The 253-nt window shown below is 66.0% G+C and carries 1 pseudogene; it reads right to left on the bottom strand.

Features of this window, described 5'->3' with window-relative positions:
* Positions 1-127: 127 nt before the first annotated feature.
* Positions 128-253, bottom strand: a pseudogene (locus ACLBX8_RS32335) (transposase); the annotation flags it as partial.

The following is a 253-nucleotide window of genomic DNA, read 5'->3' as shown; positions in this document are numbered from 1 at the left end:
CGGCGCTCGACCCCGGCAAGAACCTCGACCCGCATCGCCTTGATCCGATGACTTTAACGCCAGCATTAAGGTCAGACGTCGGGCACGAGGCCCCGTCTCACAAGGCGGCTCTCACCGGAGGCGTACGACGGTCCCACACTCCGGCCTTCTGCCAATCCCGCAAGCGTCGCCAACAGGTCATCCCCGAGCCACAGCCCATCTCCCGGGGCAGCAACTCCCACGGCGTGCCTGAGCGCAGCACGAACAGGATCCC

The organism is Methylobacterium sp. D48H, from assembly GCF_053345715.1.
The sequence above is the reverse complement of the archived record's forward strand: the minus strand, read 5'-3'. Positions and strand labels throughout refer to the sequence as shown.